The sequence below is a fragment of the Allobosea sp. 05T438 genome (assembly GCF_056396025.1).
On the sequence record NZ_JBFTKQ010000019.1, the window covers coordinates 32,337 to 49,313 of the forward strand.

Consider the following 16,977-nt stretch of genomic DNA (forward strand, 5'->3'; position numbering starts at 1 on the left):
TCGGGTCCGCCGCATCTCCTGGGTAACCGAAGGGCTCGGCCGGTCGGTGACGGAATTCTGGCCTCCTCAGAACCGCCGCCGGCCGGCCACCTTGTTTCTGGAGCTGCCGCTTCAGCGGTAGAGATAGCCCGAGATCGCCGCCGGCAACCAGTACCCTGCAGCGCCGAAGGCCGCGAGCAAAGCCAGCACGCCGATCGCGGCGCCGACGCGTGTGGTCAGGAAGCGCGAGGAATCAATCTCGACCAGCAGCTTCAGCAACTGTCGCACCATGCCGTTCGGGCCTCGCTATTCTGCTATCCCGGCTCGACATCCGGGCGACGGCGCAAAGCGCAACAGGTGGGGGCTTTCCTGGAAGAGTCAATGACCCCGCTGCGAAGCGGGGTGGAGCGCGACTGAACGCACTGAGGTGCGCGCAGAGCGGTTGCACGGCGAGCCGCTTCGTTCAGCGGGGCTCGGGCGGCGCGTCTTGCTTGGTCGGTTCGGCCAGGCCGTGCCGGAGAGCGAGGGCCATGATTTCCTTGGCTGCGGCTTCCGGCATGACGGCGTCCAGGACGATGTGGACAGTGTCCGGCGAATACCGCTTCGCCGAAAACTCGAAGCTCGAACGCGGGCTCCGCCGTGCTCGGGGATTCCATCCGCGGGAGATCAGTAGCGAATCCAATCGCTTGCCGAATTCGCGGAGCTCGAGATCCAGCCCGGCTTCAGAGAGTTCATCCATGTCGGGCTGCCTCCACTGGCGTCATGCAGCCTTCATGAGCGCGATTCTGCCAAATAAATTCATTTACAAATCGTTAAAATTCTAGCTATTGCCGCGCGGGAAACGGGGGCGGTGTAGCGTTATGGTCCAGGCCGTGTTGGTGGCCGTGCTGATGATCGGCACGGGCTTGTTGTCATGGCTGATCGCCGATCTCACGCATCTTCCGCTTGAAATGTGACCCGCGGTGCTTCGCCGGCCGAGCCGGCGGGATGATAGCTGAGCCGCTCAGCCGGCAGAAATACAGCTGACGTGCAGGCAACAAAAAACCGCCCGAAAGGGCGGTTCTTTGTCGACCGGATCGGTAAGGCTGTGCCTTACTTGATCTTGGTCTCCTTGAACTCGACGTGCTTGCGCGCGACCGGGTCGTACTTCTTCTTCGACATCTTCTCAGTCATCGTGCGCGAGTTCTTCTTCGTCACGTAGAAGAAACCGGTGTCTGCGGTCGAAAGCAGCTTGATCTTGATCGTCACGGCCTTGGCCATGGGTCTATCCTCGAACCATGCGGGCCGCAGGGCCCTCGGAAAAGAAAATGGCCGGGCGAACCCGGCAAACCGTCGGCGTGGGAGATGCCGCAAAGGGCCGGCGAAGTCAAGAAAGAAAGACGATCTGATGACGCAGCCGGCGCCCGGGGCGGAAAACCGGGGCTTTCAGAGTTCCTCACGCACAAAGCTGCCACGCTTCTCCCAATAGAACGGCACCGGCAGATAGGGCGCGAAGCCGCCGGCTATGCGCGATTCGACATCCTGCAGGATGACCGTGGTGATCGTCGGCAGGTCGAGCGCCTTGGCCTCGTCGAAGTCGACCCAGACGAGATCGACGAGTTCTGAATCGGGTCCGATCACGCCGTCGATCTTCTTGGCGACGGCGGAGGCATCGATCGTGAAGAAGCGCGTGTCGAAGCGCTTCGGGCGGCGCGGCGGCGTGATTGCGCGGGCGACGAAGGTGACGGCAGAGAGATCGGGAAAGATGCCCTGCGCCGCGAAGTCGCTCCAGCTGCCGGCCGGCGGGTTCTCGGGCGTGCCGAATTCGTCGGAGCCGAAGAGCAGCCCGGTCTCCTCGAAGGTCTCCCGGATCGCGGCGAGCGCCAGCGCGCGCGCCTTGCCGGCGCTGGGGCGCAGGCAGCGCTTGCCGAGACGGTCTTCGCAGATCTGCGGCACTGCCCCGGTGGCGACCATGCGTCGATCGCCCTCGTCGATCCGCCCGCCGGGGAAGACGTATTTGCCCGGCATGAACTTGTGGCCCGGATGGCGCTTGCCCATCAGCACCTTCGGGCGCGCGCCGCTCCTGTCGAGGATCAGCATGGTGGCGGCGTCCTTCGGACGCAGGTTGACCGTGGTACGGACCCGCTCGGCCTGGGTCAGGGTGACGGTATGATCGGTCATGGGCGCGGTCCAGGTGAGGGCAGGGGCTGGCGTTCGGGCCGGTCGGGCTCGCCGCCGAAGCCGTGCATGCGCACGGCCCATTGCAGGCCGACGACGCCGCCCTTCACGGGCTGCATCAGGGCGATGGACAGGATCAGCGTCAACGCCGGCCAGAGCGCCATGTGCCACCACATCGGCCAGTCGCCGTACTTCTCAGCGAGCAGGATGCCGCCGACCACGATATGGCCGACGATGGTGATGACGATATAGGGCGGCAGGTCGTCGGCGCGCTGATGATGCAACTCCTCGCCGCAGGCTTCGCAGGCATCGACCGGCTTCAGGAAGGCGCGGAACAGCCGGCCCTGCCCGCAATGCGGGCAGCGGCCTTTCAGCCCGCGCGCCACGGCTTCGCGCCAGTCGCGGGCCTCGACATGCGTTTCCGCGCTGTGGATCTGGACGCTCATCACCGCCTCTTGCCGGGCTTGGCCCGGCCCGGCTTGGCCCTTTTGCCAAAGGTCGCCGGCCGGCTTTCCCCATATGGCGCGCCGCCGCGGCGCTTGCCAGCGCGGCCAGTCGCCACAGTTCTGCCGGCCGAGAGCAGCTCGAAGCGCAGCGCACCTGCGACGGGGGCGGCCTCGACCAGCTTGACGTGCACCTTGTCGCCGAGGCGCCAGCTTTCGCCGGTGCGCTCGCCGACCAGGGCATGGGCAGCCTCGTCATAGCGGTAATAGTCGCCCCCGAGAGTGGAGGCGGGGATGAAACCGTCGGCGCCGGTGTCGTTGAGCTTCACGAAAAGCCCGGCGCGGTTCACCCCGCCGACGCGTCCGTCGAAGCTCGCGCCGATTTGATCGGCGAGGAAGTGTGCGATCAGCCTGTCGGTGGTCTCGCGCTCCGCCGCCATGGCGCGGCGCTCGGCGGCGGAGATGCGGGTCGCTACCTCGCGCAGTTCGGCGAGCGTCGTGTTCTTCGGCAGGCCATCATCGCCGAGCTTGAGCGCGGTGACGAGCGCGCGGTGGACGATCAGATCGGCATAGCGGCGGATCGGCGAGGTGAAATGCGCATAGCGGTGCAGATTGAGTCCGAAGTGCCCGTAATTCTCGGCCACATATTCGGCCTGCGCCTGCGTGCGCAGCACCACCTCGTTGATCAGCGTCTCGTTCTCCGAACCCTTGATCATCGCCAGGATGCGGTTGAACAGCACGGGCCTGAGCGCCCCGTCCTTCGGCAGCTTGATGCCGATCGAGGCCAGGACCTCGCCGAGCGCGCGCATCTTCTCGAGCGAAGGCTCGTCATGGCAGCGATAGACCAGCAGGCTCCCGGCCTTCTCCAGCGTCTCGGCCGCCGCGACATTGGCGAGGATCATGAACTCCTCGATCAGCCGATGCGCCGCCAATCGCTCCGGCACGATCACGCGCTCGACCGCGCCGTCGGGCTTCAGGATCAACTTGCGCTCGGGCAGGTCGAGATCGAGCGGCTGGCGCTGGTCGCGGGCGCGGGCCGCCACGCCATAGGCCGCCCAGAGCGGCATCAGCACGCTCTCGCGGATCGGTCCGGTCTTCCCGTCCGGCTTGCCGTCGATGGCGGCCTGCGCCTGCTGGTAGGAGAGCTTGGCGGCCGAGCGCATCAGCACGCGATGGAAGGAGTGGCTCTTCTTCGATCCGTCGGATTTGAGTACGAGCCGCACCGCCATAGCCGGGCGGTCTTCATTCTCGCGAAGAGAACACAGGTCGTTCGAGATCCGTTCCGGCAGCATCGGCACGACGCGATCGGGGAAATAAACCGAATTGCCGCGCTGCAGCGCCTCGCGATCGAGCGCCGAGCCCGGCCGGACATAGGCCGCGACATCGGCGATGGCGACGGTGACGACGAAGCCGCCTGGATTGGACGGATCCTCATCGGGCGCCGCATGGACCGCGTCGTCATGGTCCTTGGCGTCCGCCGGGTCGATGGTGACGAGCGGCAGCTCGCGCCAGTCCTCGCGCCCCTTCAGCGTCGCGGTCGGTGCGTCCGCCGCTTCCTGAAGGGCTGCCGGCGGGAATTCATGCGGGATGCCGTGGGCGTGGATCGCGATCAGGCTGACGGCGCGTTCGGACTTGATCGACCCCAGCCGTTCGCGCACATGCGCCTCTGGCGGGCCGAAGCGGCTCTCGCGGCGCAGCGAAACCGAGACGAGGTCGCCATCCTCGGCCTCGCCGGTGCGGCCCTTGGGGATGATCGCCTCGCGCCCCTGCGCCTTCTTGTCGATCGGCACCAGCCGGCCCGACCCGTCGGGCAGGGCCCGGAAGATGCCGAGCACGGCGGCCCTGGCCTTGCCCATGATCTTGAGCACGCGGCCGGAATAGGCGAAGCCCTCGACGCCCCTCAGCCGGGTCAGCTTCAGGATGACCTGATCGCCGACGCCGGGTGCCGGGGCCGCTGCGTTCGGTTTCCGTCGTCCGTCGCGGACGCGCTCGACCAGGATGTGCGGGGGTGCACCGCTTTCCGCCTCGTCCCATTCGAGAGGCTGGGCGACGAGGTCGCCCTCGCGGTCGCGGCGCTTGATCTCGGACAGCAGCACGGGAGGCAGCGCACCGCGCGGATGCACCGGGCGATCCTTGCCGTCGCCGCCGATCTCGCCTTCCTCGGCAAGTTCCTTCAGCAGCCGCTTCAGCCAGATCTTGCCGCCCTGGTCCAGCCCGAAGGCCTTGGCGATCTCGCGGCGGCCGACCTCGCGGCCGGCGGCGCGCTCCTCCTCGATGAAGTCGAGGATTGCCACGCGGCTCGGTTCAGGAACGGACAATGCTGGTACTCGACGGGTAAAGGCTGGGAAAGGAGGTCACCCCGCCTGTCTGCCACGCCTTTTGGGCTCGCGCCAGCATTCGCGAGATCAAAAGAAGAAGGGCCGTCCTTTCGGACAGCCCTTCCATTGTCGAACCGCGATCCAGCGAGCCGGATCAAAGGTGCGAAAACTCACGCGGAACAAGTACCCCAGCAAGAAGAGGTCCAGCTCCAGCCGCCCTGCACCAGCGGTTGATGACAATGAGACACTGGATCACCTCCTTTCAGTTGTTACCGACGAAGATGAGGCTAAGGCGATTCTCTGCGACTCGTAAATGCCAAAAAAAAAGCTGTGCCCGTCAAAGGAAAGCCCGTGTCCGTCGATGAAATTGCGGGCAGATGGTGCGGTGCACAAACATGCGGCAGGAGATTTGACCAAGAAATAGCCAAAATTACCGCCTGAAGCCCGATGATTGCGCGGCGTTGGCTTATGATCGCAGGAAATTCCTCAAGGGCGCGTCTCGCGGCAGAGATTTGCGTCAGCCGGCTGACGTTGCGTGCGATTGGCACGGCCCTTGCGAACGTCGCTTCCGGGCCAGGGAGGCCTGCCGGCGTCGAGGGGCGCCGCCAACAAACATCCTTCGGAGATGTCCGTGAACAGCAATCGTCGCGAATTCCTCGGCACGGCTCTGGCCGGCGCCGCTTTCCTCGGATCCTCCCATCTGCCGGCGGCGGCGCAGCAGGAGACCATCAAGGTCGGCATCCTTCATTCGCTCTCGGGCACGATGGCCATCTCCGAGACGACGCTGAAAGACGTCATGCTGATGCTCATCGAGGAGCAGAACAAGAAGGGCGGCCTGCTTGGCAAGAAGCTCGAGGCCGTCGTCGTCGATCCCGCCTCGAACTGGCCGCTCTTCGCCGAGAAGGCACGCGAACTGATCACCAAGGACAAGGTTGCGGCCACTTTCGGCTGCTGGACCTCCGTGTCGCGCAAATCGGTGCTGCCGGTCTTCAAGGAGCTCAACAACATCCTGTTCTACCCCGTGCAGTACGAGGGCGAGGAGAGCGAGCGCAACGTCTTCTATACCGGTGCCGCGCCGAACCAGCAGGCGATCCCCGCCGTCGACTATCTCGCCAAGGAGGAGAAGGTCGAGCGCTGGGTGCTCGCCGGCACCGACTACGTCTACCCGCGCACGACCAACAAGATCCTCGAGGCCTATCTCAAGTCCAAGGGCGTGAAGCCCGAGGACATCCTGATCAACTACACGCCCTTCGGCCATTCCGACTGGCAGACCATCGTCTCCGACATCAAGAAATTCGGCTCGGCCGGCAAGAAGACCGCCGTGGTCTCGACCATCAACGGCGACGCGAACGTGCCGTTCTACAAGGAGCTGGGCAACCAGGGCATCAAGGCGACCGACATTCCCGTGGTCGCGTTCTCGGTCGGCGAGGAGGAGCTTGCCGGCATCGACACGAAGCCGCTCGTCGGCCATCTCGCCGCCTGGAACTACTTCCAGTCGATCAAGACGCCGGAGAACGAGGCCTTCATCAAGCAGTGGCAGGCCTTCACCAAGAACCCGAAGCGCGTCACCAACGACCCGATGGAAGCCCATGTCGTCGGCTTCGCCATGTGGGTGAAGGCGGTCGAGAAGGTGAAGAGCACCGACGCGGACAAGGTCATCGACGCGCTGCCGGGCATCGAGGCGCCGAACCTGACCGGCGGTATCTCGAAGATGCTCCCGAACCACCACATCACCAAGCCGGTCTTCATCGGCGAGATCAAGGAAGACGGCCAGTTCGACGTCGTCTGGAAGACCAGCGGCCTTGTCCCCGGCGATGCCTGGTCGAAGGAACTCGACGGCTCCAAGGACCTGATCGGCGACTGGGTTGAGAAGAAGTGCGGCAACTTCAACGTCAAGACCGGCAAGTGCGGCGCCGTCTGAGATCATGAGGGGGAAGGGCGGCACGGGAAAAATCCCGGCCGCCCTTCATTCGTGGCTCGACGAGCGGCCTATTTCAGATCGGGCCCTCATCCTGAGGAGCGAGCAGGGCTCGCGTCTCTAAGGATGATCCAGAGAGCGCTGGAAGCATCCTTCGAGACGCCGCTGCGCGGCTCCTCAGGATGAGGGCTGAGGTTGAACCAAGCGTGAGGCGAACCGGCCCGATGCTCATCTTCCATCGCCTCAAGCACGCGACCGTCATCCTCGTGGCGCTCCTCGCCGCCTCGGTCGCATCCTTCGCGCAGACGGCCGATGAAGCCTTCACGCGGCTCGCGGCGGACAGCTATTCCGATACCTCCCGCGCGATCGAGATCCTGGCCTCGACCGCCCATCCGAATGCCGCGCTGATCGTCGAGGCGCTCGGCGACGGGCGGCTGCTCGCCGGACCGGGCAGCGTGGTGGTGAAGACCGTTGCGGGTGGCTTTGTCGATGCCCGTACCGGAAGGGCGCTGACCGCCGCTCCCGAGGGGCTGAAGACGGTGCGCCTCAACAACGCCGTGCGCCGCGCCGTCCAGGCCGCGCTCGGCGGCCTGACCCTGCTCAATCCCGATCCGGGCAAGCGCATCTCCGCGGCGGAGGCCGTCTTCAAGTCGCGCGATGCTGGCCTGCTGCCGATCGTCGAGGCCGCGATCGGCAAGGAGACCGATCCGCGCGCGCTCGCCGCCTTGCGCCAGGCCCAGGCCGCGATCCTGATCGCCAAGCCCGATGCCCAGCCGCTCGACCGGGTCGCGGCCGTCGAGGTGCTGCGCGAGCGCGGCGATCAGGATGCGCTGGCGGCGCTGCGCAGCCTCTCCGGAGAGATCACGCCGACGCTCCGGGATGCGCAGAGCAGGGCGGTCGCTGCCATAGAGGGCAGGTTGAAGCTCTGGGCCGTCGCCCAGAACCTCTGGTACGGCCTTTCGCTCGGCTCGGTGCTGCTGCTCGCCGCCATCGGTCTCGCCATCACCTTCGGCGTGATGGGCGTTATCAACATGGCCCATGGCGAGATGGTGATGCTCGGCGCCTACACGACCTTCATGGTGCAGGAGCTGATCCGCACCAATGCGCCCTGGCTGTTCGACTGGTCGCTGGCGATTGCGCTCCCGGCGGCCTTCATCGTCGCCGGTGCGGTCGGCATCGCCATCGAGCGCGGCGTCATCCGCTTCCTCTACGGCCGCCCACTGGAGACGCTGCTCGCAACCTGGGGCATCAGCCTGATCCTGCAGCAGGCGGTGCGCACAGCCTTCGGCCCGACCAACCGCGAGGTCGGCGCGCCCGCCTTCATGTCGGGCGCATTCGAACTTGGTGGTTTGGCAATCACCTATAACCGACTCTGGATCATCGTCTTTGCTGGGCTGGTCTTCGCCGCGCTGCTCGCCATCCTCAAGCTGACGCCGATGGGCCTGCAGATGCGCGCCGTCACCCAGAACCGGCGCATGGCCTCGGCCATGGGCATCCGCACCGGCCGCATCGACGCGCTGACCTTCGGGCTGGGCTCGGGCGTCGCCGGGCTTGCGGGTGTTGCGCTCTCGCAGATCGACAATGTCAGTCCGAATCTCGGCCAGAGCTACATCATCGACTCGTTCATGGTGGTGGTCTTCGGCGGCGTCGGCAATCTCTGGGGCACGCTGGTCGGCGCCATGACGCTCGGCGTCGCCAACAAGTTGCTCGAACCCTATGCCGGGGCCGTGCTCGGCAAGATCGCGCTGCTGGTCTGCATCATCCTCTTCATCCAGAAGCGACCGCGCGGACTGTTCGCGCTCAAGGGCAGGGCGGTGGAAGCATGATCACCCGCTTCCTCCTCCAGAACATGGACAAGCGCGGCGGGGTCTTCCTCGCCATCCTGATCGGCCTCGCGGTGCTGGTGCCGCTGGCGAACCTGCTGCTGCCGGCAAGCTCCCCCTTCCATGTCCCGACCTCGACCATGTCGCTCTGGGGCAAGTATCTCTGCTACGCGCTGCTGGCGGTTTCGCTCGATCTCGTCTGGGGCTATTGCGGCATATTGAGCCTCGGTCACGGCGCCTTCTTCGCTCTCGGCGGCTACGCCATGGGCATGTATCTGATGCGCCAGATCGGCACCCGCGGCGTCTACGGCAACCCGATCCTGCCCGATTTCATGGTCTTCCTGAACTGGCAGGAACTGCCCTGGTACTGGTGGGGCTTCTCCTCCTTCCCCTTCGCCATGTTGATGGTGCTGCTGGTGCCCGGGCTGCTCGCCTTCGTCTTCGGCTGGTTCGCCTTCCGCTCGCGCGTCACCGGCGTCTATCTCTCGATCATCACCCAGGCGCTGACCTATGCGCTGCTGCTCGCCTTCTTCCGCAACGACATGGGCTTTGGCGGCAACAACGGCCTGACCGACTTCAAGGATCTCCTCGGTTTCAACGTCCAGGCGCAAGGGACTCGCGCCGCTCTGTTTTCGATGACCTGCGTGATGCTGGCCGCCGGCTTTCTCATCGCGCGGGGCATCGTCGTCTCGAAGCTCGGCAAGGTCGTCATCGCGATCCGCGATGCGGAGTCACGCACCCGCTTCCTCGGTTACCGGGTCGATCGCTTCAAGCTCTTCGTCTTCACCGTCTCGGCCTGCATGGCCGGCGTCGCGGGAGCGCTCTACGTGCCGCAGGTCGGCATCATCAACCCCAGCGAGTTCGCCCCGGCCAACTCGATCGAGACCGTGATCTGGGTCGCGGTCGGCGGGCGCGGCACGCTGGTCGGTGCAGCACTCGGCGCGGGCGTGGTGAACTGGGCCAAAACGGTGTTCACCTCGGGCTTCATGGCGCCTTACTGGCTCTTCGCGCTGGGCGGTCTCTTCGTCGTCGTCACGCTCTTCCTGCCCAAGGGAATCCTTGGCACCGCCGAGGCGCTCTGGGCGCGCCGCCGCAAACCCGACGCGACACCGGCCGCCGAGCCGGCCCCGGCGGAGTGAATGCGATGAACGCTCCCGTGCCCGGCGCATTGACCTCTTCGCTGCTCTATCTCGACGGCGTCAGCGTCTCCTTCGACGGCTTCAAGGCGATCCGCGGCCTGTCGCTCACCATCGCGCCCGGCGAGATGCGTGCGATTATCGGCCCCAACGGCGCCGGCAAGACCACGATGATGGATATCATCACCGGCAAGACGAAGCCCGATGTCGGCACCGTCATGTTCGGCGGCACCGTCGATCTCACCAAGCTCGACGAAGCCGCGATCGCCAATCTCGGCATCGGCCGCAAATTCCAGAAGCCGACGGTCTTCGACTTCCACACCATCGAGGACAACATCCTGCTGGCGCTGAAATCGAAGCGCACGGTCGGCAAAACGCTGTTCTGGAAAACCGAGCCGCCGCAGCAGAAGCGCATCGACGACATCCTTGGCATCGTGAAATTGGCCGACAAACGCGACCGGCTCGCGGGCTCGCTCTCGCACGGCCAGAAGCAATGGCTCGAGATCGGCATGCTGCTCGCGCAGGACCCCAGGCTCCTGCTCGTGGACGAGCCCGCTGCCGGCATGACCGACGGCGAGACGGCGCAGACCGCTGTGCTGCTCAAGGAGATCGCGCGGGATCATTCGGTCATCGTCGTCGAGCACGACATGGGCTTCATCCGCGAACTCGGCGTGAAGGTCACGGTGCTGCACGAAGGCTCGGTGCTGGCTGAGGGGCCGCTCGACCAGGTCAGCGCCAATGAGCGCGTTGTCGAAGTCTATCTGGGGCGGTGAGGGATGATCGCGACACACGCCTCGGTTCTCCTCTGCCGTCATCCCGGACAAGCGGCGCAGCCGCGCCGATCCGGAATCCCTGCCGGAGCGCCTCCGACAGAGGTTCAGGCATGGATCCCGGGTCTGCGCTGCGCTCTGCCCGGGATGACCCGCGCTTTCTCCTGCACGATCGCAGTGGAGGCGAAGCCATGCTGACCGTCGACGCCATCAACCTGCACTACGGCGCCGCCCAGGCCCTGCGCCACGTCTCCATCACGGCCGAACCCGGCAAGGTCACCTGCGTGATGGGCCGCAACGGGGTCGGCAAGACCTCGCTGATGCGCGCCATTGTCGGCCATCAGGCGATCTCGGCGGGGCATATCCGTTTCGACGGAGAGGAGATTTCCGGCCTACGCAGCGAGGAGCGCGCGCGCGCCGGCATTGCCTATGTGCCGCAGGGGCGGGAGATCTTCCCGTTGCTGACGGTGAAGGAGAATCTGGAGACGGGCTTTGCGCCGCTGAAGCGCAAGGAGCGCTACGTCCCGGATGAACTCTTCGACCTGTTCCCCGTGCTGAAGTCGATGCTCGGCCGGCGCGGCGGAGACCTCTCGGGTGGCCAGCAGCAGCAGCTCGCAATCGCGCGGGCGCTGGTCACCCGACCCAGGCTGCTGGTGCTGGACGAGCCGACCGAGGGCATCCAGCCCTCGATCATCAAGGACATCGGTCGCGCCATCGACTATCTCCGCCAGAAGGGCGGCATGGCGATCGTGCTCGTCGAGCAGTATTTCGACTTCGCCCGCGATCTCGCCGATACGATGTTCGTGATGGATCGCGGCGAGGTCGTGCTCTCCGGCCCGATGGACACGCTCGACGGCAATCAGGTGCAGCGGCTCATTCAGGTGTGAGGGCAAGACACGCTGATTAGGAGTCAGCGGGTCGAGATGCGCCTCGCCTCAGGCCGCGAGATCGCGCGTCGCAAACACCTCCTTCGCCGCGAACAGCCCGTTGAGCGCTGCCGGGAAGCCGGCGTAGACCGCCATCTGTATCAGGATTTCGGTGATCTCCTGGCGCGACAATCCAACGTTCAAACCCGCCTCGATATGCACCTTGAGCTGCGGCTGGGCGTTGCCCATCGCGGCCAGAGCCGCAATCGTCGCGATCTCGCGGGAGCGCAGGTCGAGCCCCGGCCGCGAGTAGATGTCTCCGAACGAAAATTCGAACACGTAGTCGGCGAAATCGGGTGCAATGTCGGCGAGCGCTGCAATCACCTTGTGGCCGGCTTCGCCGTCGATCTCAGCGAGGGCGCGCCTGCCGCGCTCCCGCCTGTTGGTTTCGGCGTTTGCGTTGATATGCGTCATGGTCTTCGATCCTCTTCTCGACGTCGGCATAGCCGGCGATCTTGGTGTCGAGGACGAGAAGGCAGGCTTGGAGTTCGGCAACGCGGGCGCGAACCTGCTCGCGGTGGCGTTCCAGCTGCGCGCGACGCTCGGATTCCGTGCTGGAACCCCGTTCCCGCAAGGCCGCGTAGCGCAGCATCTCGCGGATCGGCATGCCCGTGGTCTTCAGCCTGCCGAGGAACTCGATCCAGACGAGGATCGAAGCGTCGTAGTCACGCTGGCTCGACCGGTCCCTGTCGGCATAGGGCAGGAGCCCGATCCGCTCGTAGTAGCGGATCGTATGGGCCGATAGTCCTGAACGCCTGGCCAGTTCGCCGATCTTCATGAGCACACGCTTCTCATCACGACGCCCGGGAAGCTACGGGTTCGAGCGCACTCTAAGTCAAGCGCTCATTCCCGGAAAATCCGCCGGCTGAATCGAAATCTCACCCGTGCAGCTTCAGCCCCTTGACGATCTTGTCGATTTCCTTGCGCTCGGCGTGGAGCCCGAGGCCGACAAGGTCGAGATCGTCGGTCGCGACGCCGGCCACCGCCGCGCGGTTATCGATGTCGTTGCCGGTTGCGAACAGCTCGTTGGTGTAGAGGTGAGCCCGCACGCCGCGCCCCTGGGCGCGTTGCAGCACTTGCTTCAGCTCCTCGCTCGTGGCGGCGAAGATCAGTACCGGCTGTCGGATCAGCGGGCCGTAGAACCGGCCTGATCCGTCGTGGTAGGGGTCTCCGGAAATTTCCGGGGTTGCTCCCACGAGCCCGCCGGCCAGGAAACTGGCGACGTTGAGTTTCTGCCAGGTTGCGAGATTTTCGCGAACCACGAGGGCGATCTTGGTATCGTAGCGCATGGGCTCATCGCTAACCGAGGCCGGGAAGGCCCGTCTTGAACGATCGTGCGGACCGGAGCGGCAGGATTGGATCCGCCTCGGCACCGGCGCGCCGGGTATCGAGCGGATCGAGGCCTTCTTCCGCGGCTACGCCTATGATCCACACCGCCACGACACCTATGCCTTCGGCCTCACGCTCTCGGGCGTGCAGTCCTTCGATTATCGCGGCATCCGGCGAGACAGCCTCAGCGGACACGGGATCGTCATCCACCCGGACGAGGTCCATAACGGGCGTTCCGGCATCGCCGAGGGCTTCCGCTACCGCATGCTCTATGTCGAGCCGCGGCTGATCCGCGATGCGATGGGCGAGCGCGGCCGGGCCTTGCCCTTCGTCTCGGCTGCGGTGTCGCAGGACGCGCGGCTGGCAGGCGCCATCGCTCGCGCGCTGCGCGACCTGGAGATGCCGCTCGATCCGATGGCCGTCGATGACATGCTCGAGCGGCTGGCCGGGGCCTTGCTCGCGCTCGATCCCTCGGCGGCTTGCTCCCGGGCGCAGCGCATCGACCCGGTCGCGCTGGAGCGGACGCGCGACTATCTCGATGCCCACGCGACGGAGGCCGTCGATTCGGCGCGGCTCGAAGCTGTAGCCGGGCTCGACCGCTTTGCGCTGGCGCGCCAGTTTCGCGCCGCCTTCGGCACGAGCCCCTACAATTATCTGGTGATGCGCCGGCTCGAGCGCGCTCGCCGCATGCTGGTGCGGGACGTCTCCCTCGCGGACGCCGCCTTCGCCTGTGGGTTCGCAGACCAGAGCCATCTGACCCGCCAGTTCCGCCGCGCTTATGGTGTTACGCCGGGGCGGTGGCGCGCCCTGCAGAAGCGCGTCGAAGGCTAGCGTCCGAACTGCGCCGGCTTGCCCCGCCCGCCGCCTCCATGCTTGAAGCAGCGATAAAAGCGGGCTTCGCGGAGTGTCGGATATGCAGCTTGGAGTGATCGGCCTCGGCCGCATGGGGGCCAACATCGTGCGCCGCCTGATGCGCGCCGGCCATGAATGCGTGGTCTATGACCGCGATCCGAAGCCGGGGCAGGCGCTCGCCGCCGACGGCGCGATCGTGGCGGCCGATCTCAAGGACATGGTCGCCAAGCTCAAGGCGCCGCGCGCGATCTGGGTGATGCTGCCGGCCGGCAAGATCACCGAGGCGACGCTCGCCGAGCTCGCCAGCCTTGCCGGTGCCGACGACATCCTCATCGATGGCGGCAACGCCTTCTGGAAGGACGATGTCCGCCGCGGCAAGGAACTCGCGGCCAAGGGCATCCACTACATGGACATCGGCACCTCCGGCGGCGTCCATGGGCTGGAGCGTGGCTACTGCCTGATGATCGGCGGCGACAAGGCGGCCTTCGACCGGCTGGAGCCGATCTTCAAGGCGCTGGCGCCTGGCAAGGGCGACATCGAACCGACCCGGCATCGCGAGGGCCGCAACCCGACGGCTGAGCAGGGCTATCTGCATTGTGGTCCCACCGGCGCCGGCCACTTCGTCAAGATGGTCCATAACGGCATCGAATACGGCATGATGCAGGCTTTCGCCGAAGGCTTCGACCTGCTCCGCAATGCCTCCGCCAAGGAGGGCCTGCCGGCCGAATACGGCTTCGACTTCGACGTCACCGAGATCGCCGAGGTCTGGCGGCGCGGCTCGGTCGTCACCTCCTGGCTGCTCGACCTGACGGCGGAGGCGCTGGCGGCAGATGAGGAGCTGTCCTCCTACACCGGCAACGTCTCGGACTCGGGCGAGGGGCGCTGGACGGTCGATGCCGCCGTCGAGACGGCGACGCCGGCCGAAGTGCTGACCTCGGCGCTGTTCGCGCGCTTTCGCTCGCGGGTGGACCATACGTTCGGCGAGAAGATCCTCTCCGCCATGCGCGCCGGCTTCGGCGGCCATGTCGAGCCGAAGAAGCAGGGCTGATCAGCGTGAGTGCAGAGCATAAGGACGGCGATCCGGCCGTCATCGTCGTCATGGGCGTCGCCAGCTCCGGCAAGACCTCGCTGGGCGAGCGGCTGGCCGCGCGTCTCGGCTGGCCCTTCCGCGACGCCGATTCCTTCCACCCTCCCGAGAACGTCGCCAAGATGGCCGGCGGCACGCCGCTGACCGACGAGGATCGCAAGCCCTGGCTCGCTGCCATCGCCGCCTGGATCGACGATCTGAGGGGGAAGGACGAGCACGGCATCGTCACCTGCTCGGCGCTGAAGCGCGCCTATCGGCAGGTGATCGTCGGCGACCGCCCAGACGTGGCGCTGGTCTATCTCAAGGGCTCGCGCGAGCTGATCGGCCGGCGCATGGCCGCCCGCCAGCACCATTTCATGCCGCCGGCGCTGCTCGACAGCCAGTTCGCGGCGCTGGAGGAGCCCGGACCGGACGAGCGGCCGCTGGTCGTCTCGGTCGAGGACAGCAAGGACGCGATCGTGCAGGACGTGGTCGACCGGTTGGGCCTCTGACGGCCCGGCCTCACGTCACCTCGAACCAGGTCCAGACGCCGAGGTCGAAGCGTTCCAGCACGGTCGAGGAGATCAGCCAGCGGCCGGGATTGTCGGCAATGAAGGCGATGTGCAGCCTCTTGCGCTCCGGAATCTGTACGGTGTCGAGGAAATAGTTCTCCCAGCCGTCGTCGAGCGGGTGCAGCAGCCGGAAGCCGTGGCCATGGACGTGCATCGGCTGGATGAAGGCGGTGCGGTTGTCGATGGCGATCACCATCGGCGTGCCGCGCTTCGCGCTGAACAGGGGCTTGCTGTCGAGGCTGCCGACCCCGCCATTGATGAGCCAAGGCCTGGCGAGGTCGAGGCCCGAGAAATCCAGCTTCTGGTCGTCGGAGAGCTTCGCGCCGCCTTCGATCACGATTTCCGGGCGCGTGGCATCCTGCATGCGGACAGCTGCGGGCAGCGCCGGGTTGAGCTTGAGCTGGGGAACAGCGGCGGGCGGGACCCTCGGCTCTCCCGCGGTCACGATTCGCACCAGCGGCAGGCCCGGCCCGATCAGGGCGGTGACGTTGACCGAGGCGCCGACTTCCACCGGCAGGTCGAGGATCACGTCGTAGCGCGTTCCCGGCGCGAAGGGCAGTTGCGAGCGGACCGGCTCGAAGCTCTCCGTCGGCTGGCTGTCGACCGCGATCACGGTCGGCTTGCCGCCGTCGAAGCGCAGCCGCATGATCCGGGCGTTGCAGGCATTGGCGAGGCGCAGTCGGATCCGCGCGCCCGGCCTTGCCGTCACCGGCAGGGGCGGCGAGCGGCCATTCACAGTGAGCCAGCTGCCGAGCCGTCCGGCGGAAGCGGCGGGGTTCCCTTGCAGAACGAAGGGCTGAAGCGACTGGTCGTCACCCAGGAGCCAGTCCGTCACCAGCACGGGCAGGTCGAGCTCGACCGCAGGCGGCTCCGGCTCCTCGACGATCAGCAGGCCGCTCAGACCGCGGCCACAAGGCTCCGAGGAGCCGCCGAGGACCAGTGGCCGGTAGAGCAGGGTGCCGCTGTCCGGCGGGGTCAGGCGGATCTCGCCGGTCTCGCCCGGAGGGATCGGCGGCTGGCTGAAGCCGCCGACGCCGTCGCGTGCTGCTGGGCCGCGCAGACCGTAGCAATGCAGCCCGAGCGGAGCGGTGGTCCGGTTCTCCAGTTTCAGGCTCAGCGTTTCGCCCTGCTTGATTCGCAGCGTCGGGCCCGGTGTTGCGCCATCGAAGGCCCAGATCTCGGTGTCGACCGGTGGCGTCGGGCGCAGCCGCGCCTTGGCTGATGCGGCCGTGAGCGCGCGGGGCTGCGCGGCATCCGGCGCTTTCGGTGCGTCGGCCGATGCCTGTGCGAAGCCCTTCGCTGGCGGGAAGAGCCCGGCGCCGCCAAGGCCGGCGAGCACGAGCCGACGGGACGGAAGCGGTGGTCGGGCAGGGCGCGATATCGTCATGGGATATCGCATAATCCGGGCAGGCCTCCGAGGCGAGAGGCGCGGCGGCGCCCGCGGCAAAAACCGTCGCGAAAGGCGTTCTTTGCAGAACCGTCATTTTTTTGCTGCATGGCGCGGCCGAAATGCGTATAGCGCTGCGGCTTGACGATGGCCGCGCTGCGTTTGCTCGCGCGCAGCGCTATCGGGCCGGCGGGCGTGGCGGAATTGGTAGACGCACTGGTTTTAGGTACCAGCGGCGAAAGTCGTGGGGGTTCGAGTCCCTCCGCCCGCACCATCGGCTTGGTTTTTTCGCGAGCGCGGC

At 66.3% G+C, this 16,977-nt stretch carries 18 protein-coding genes and 1 tRNA gene; 9 read left to right on the top strand and 10 right to left on the bottom strand.

From position 1 onward, the window contains the following. Nucleotides 1-111: 111 nt before the first annotated feature. From AC1DIN_RS25235 to rnr, 6 genes are all read right to left on the bottom strand, one after another. The gene (locus AC1DIN_RS25235; RefSeq protein ID WP_476811736.1) at nt 112-270 is read right to left on the bottom strand and encodes a hypothetical protein; all 159 of its coding nucleotides are present in this window, start codon (nt 268-270) and stop codon (nt 112-114) included. A 172-nt stretch (nt 271-442) separates the two neighbouring features. Next, nucleotides 443-718, bottom strand: coding sequence for a hypothetical protein (locus AC1DIN_RS25240; protein ID WP_476811737.1), 276 nt, complete (start codon nt 716-718; stop codon nt 443-445). 353 nt (nt 719-1,071) lie between these two features. After that, complete coding sequence (gene rpmG / locus AC1DIN_RS25245) at nt 1,072-1,239, bottom strand: 50S ribosomal protein L33 (protein ID WP_038367996.1); 168 nt, start codon at nt 1,237-1,239, stop codon at nt 1,072-1,074. A 165-nt stretch (nt 1,240-1,404) separates the two neighbouring features. After that, entirely contained in the window at nt 1,405-2,139 is a 735-nt protein-coding gene (locus tag AC1DIN_RS25250) for an NUDIX hydrolase (RefSeq protein WP_476811738.1), read from the bottom strand. Further along, on the bottom strand, nt 2,136-2,582 hold the full coding sequence (locus AC1DIN_RS25255) for a DUF983 domain-containing protein (RefSeq protein ID WP_476811739.1): 447 nt from the start codon (nt 2,580-2,582) through the stop codon (nt 2,136-2,138). Before AC1DIN_RS25255 ends, AC1DIN_RS25250 begins: the two co-directional genes overlap by 4 nt. Beyond that, complete coding sequence (rnr, locus tag AC1DIN_RS25260) at nt 2,582-4,873, bottom strand: ribonuclease R (protein ID WP_476811740.1); 2,292 nt, start codon at nt 4,871-4,873, stop codon at nt 2,582-2,584. Before rnr ends, AC1DIN_RS25255 begins: the two co-directional genes overlap by 1 nt. A 649-nt stretch (nt 4,874-5,522) precedes the next feature. Here rnr and urtA point away from each other — a divergent pair. The 5 genes from urtA to urtE all read left to right on the top strand — a co-directional run bounded on the left by urtA (nt 5,523) and on the right by urtE (nt 11,431). Next, entirely contained in the window at nt 5,523-6,818 is a 1,296-nt protein-coding gene (urtA, locus tag AC1DIN_RS25265) for an urea ABC transporter substrate-binding protein (RefSeq protein ID WP_441470363.1), read from the top strand. A gap of 221 nt (nt 6,819-7,039) precedes the next feature. Continuing rightward, nucleotides 7,040-8,641, top strand: a complete 1,602-nt coding sequence (gene urtB, locus AC1DIN_RS25270) for an urea ABC transporter permease subunit UrtB (RefSeq protein ID WP_476811741.1) — start codon at nt 7,040-7,042, stop codon at nt 8,639-8,641. 23 nt (nt 8,642-8,664) lie between these two features. Then, entirely contained in the window at nt 8,665-9,777 is a 1,113-nt protein-coding gene (urtC, locus tag AC1DIN_RS25275) for an urea ABC transporter permease subunit UrtC (protein ID WP_441470414.1), read from the top strand. 5 nt (nt 9,778-9,782) lie between these two features. Then, the gene (urtD, locus tag AC1DIN_RS25280) at nt 9,783-10,547 is read left to right on the top strand and encodes an urea ABC transporter ATP-binding protein UrtD (protein WP_441470361.1); all 765 of its coding nucleotides are present in this window, start codon (nt 9,783-9,785) and stop codon (nt 10,545-10,547) included. A 188-nt stretch (nt 10,548-10,735) separates the two neighbouring features. Then, on the top strand, nt 10,736-11,431 hold the full coding sequence (gene urtE, locus AC1DIN_RS25285; RefSeq protein ID WP_441470360.1) for an urea ABC transporter ATP-binding subunit UrtE: 696 nt from the start codon (nt 10,736-10,738) through the stop codon (nt 11,429-11,431). Between the two features lie 48 nt (nt 11,432-11,479). Here urtE and AC1DIN_RS25290 read toward each other — a convergent pair whose 3' ends face one another. The 3 genes from AC1DIN_RS25290 to AC1DIN_RS25300 all read right to left on the bottom strand — a co-directional run bounded on the left by AC1DIN_RS25290 (nt 11,480) and on the right by AC1DIN_RS25300 (nt 12,759). Then, a complete protein-coding gene (locus tag AC1DIN_RS25290) occupies nt 11,480-11,884 on the bottom strand; it encodes a carboxymuconolactone decarboxylase family protein (protein ID WP_441470359.1) in 405 nt (134 codons plus the stop codon). Then, nucleotides 11,820-12,248, bottom strand: a complete 429-nt coding sequence (locus tag AC1DIN_RS25295; protein WP_441470358.1) for a MerR family transcriptional regulator — start codon at nt 12,246-12,248, stop codon at nt 11,820-11,822. The genes AC1DIN_RS25290 and AC1DIN_RS25295 overlap by 65 nt, the downstream gene beginning before the upstream one ends. A 100-nt stretch (nt 12,249-12,348) precedes the next feature. Continuing rightward, complete coding sequence (locus AC1DIN_RS25300; RefSeq protein ID WP_476811742.1) at nt 12,349-12,759, bottom strand: DUF2000 family protein; 411 nt, start codon at nt 12,757-12,759, stop codon at nt 12,349-12,351. On the opposite strand from AC1DIN_RS25300, the gene AC1DIN_RS25305 reads away from it, so the two are divergent. From AC1DIN_RS25305 to AC1DIN_RS25315, 3 genes are all read left to right on the top strand, one after another. Continuing rightward, a complete protein-coding gene (locus tag AC1DIN_RS25305) occupies nt 12,758-13,630 on the top strand; it encodes an AraC family transcriptional regulator (protein ID WP_476811743.1) in 873 nt (290 codons plus the stop codon). The genes AC1DIN_RS25300 and AC1DIN_RS25305 overlap by 2 nt on opposite strands. Nucleotides 13,631-13,703: 73 nt before the next feature. Further along, a complete protein-coding gene (gene gnd, locus AC1DIN_RS25310) occupies nt 13,704-14,699 on the top strand; it encodes a phosphogluconate dehydrogenase (NAD(+)-dependent, decarboxylating) (protein WP_476767346.1) in 996 nt (331 codons plus the stop codon). Between the two features lie 5 nt (nt 14,700-14,704). After that, nucleotides 14,705-15,229: a gluconokinase gene (locus tag AC1DIN_RS25315; protein ID WP_476811744.1), complete on the top strand. Its 525-nt coding sequence runs from the start codon at nt 14,705-14,707 to the stop codon at nt 15,227-15,229. 10 nt (nt 15,230-15,239) lie between these two features. On the opposite strand, the gene AC1DIN_RS25320 is transcribed toward AC1DIN_RS25315, so the two are convergent. Next, on the bottom strand, nt 15,240-16,676 hold the full coding sequence (locus AC1DIN_RS25320; RefSeq protein ID WP_476811745.1) for a multicopper oxidase family protein: 1,437 nt from the start codon (nt 16,674-16,676) through the stop codon (nt 15,240-15,242). 189 nt (nt 16,677-16,865) lie between these two features. Here AC1DIN_RS25320 and AC1DIN_RS25325 point away from each other — a divergent pair. After that, nucleotides 16,866-16,950, top strand: a tRNA-Leu gene (locus AC1DIN_RS25325). Nucleotides 16,951-16,977 lie beyond the last annotated feature (27 nt).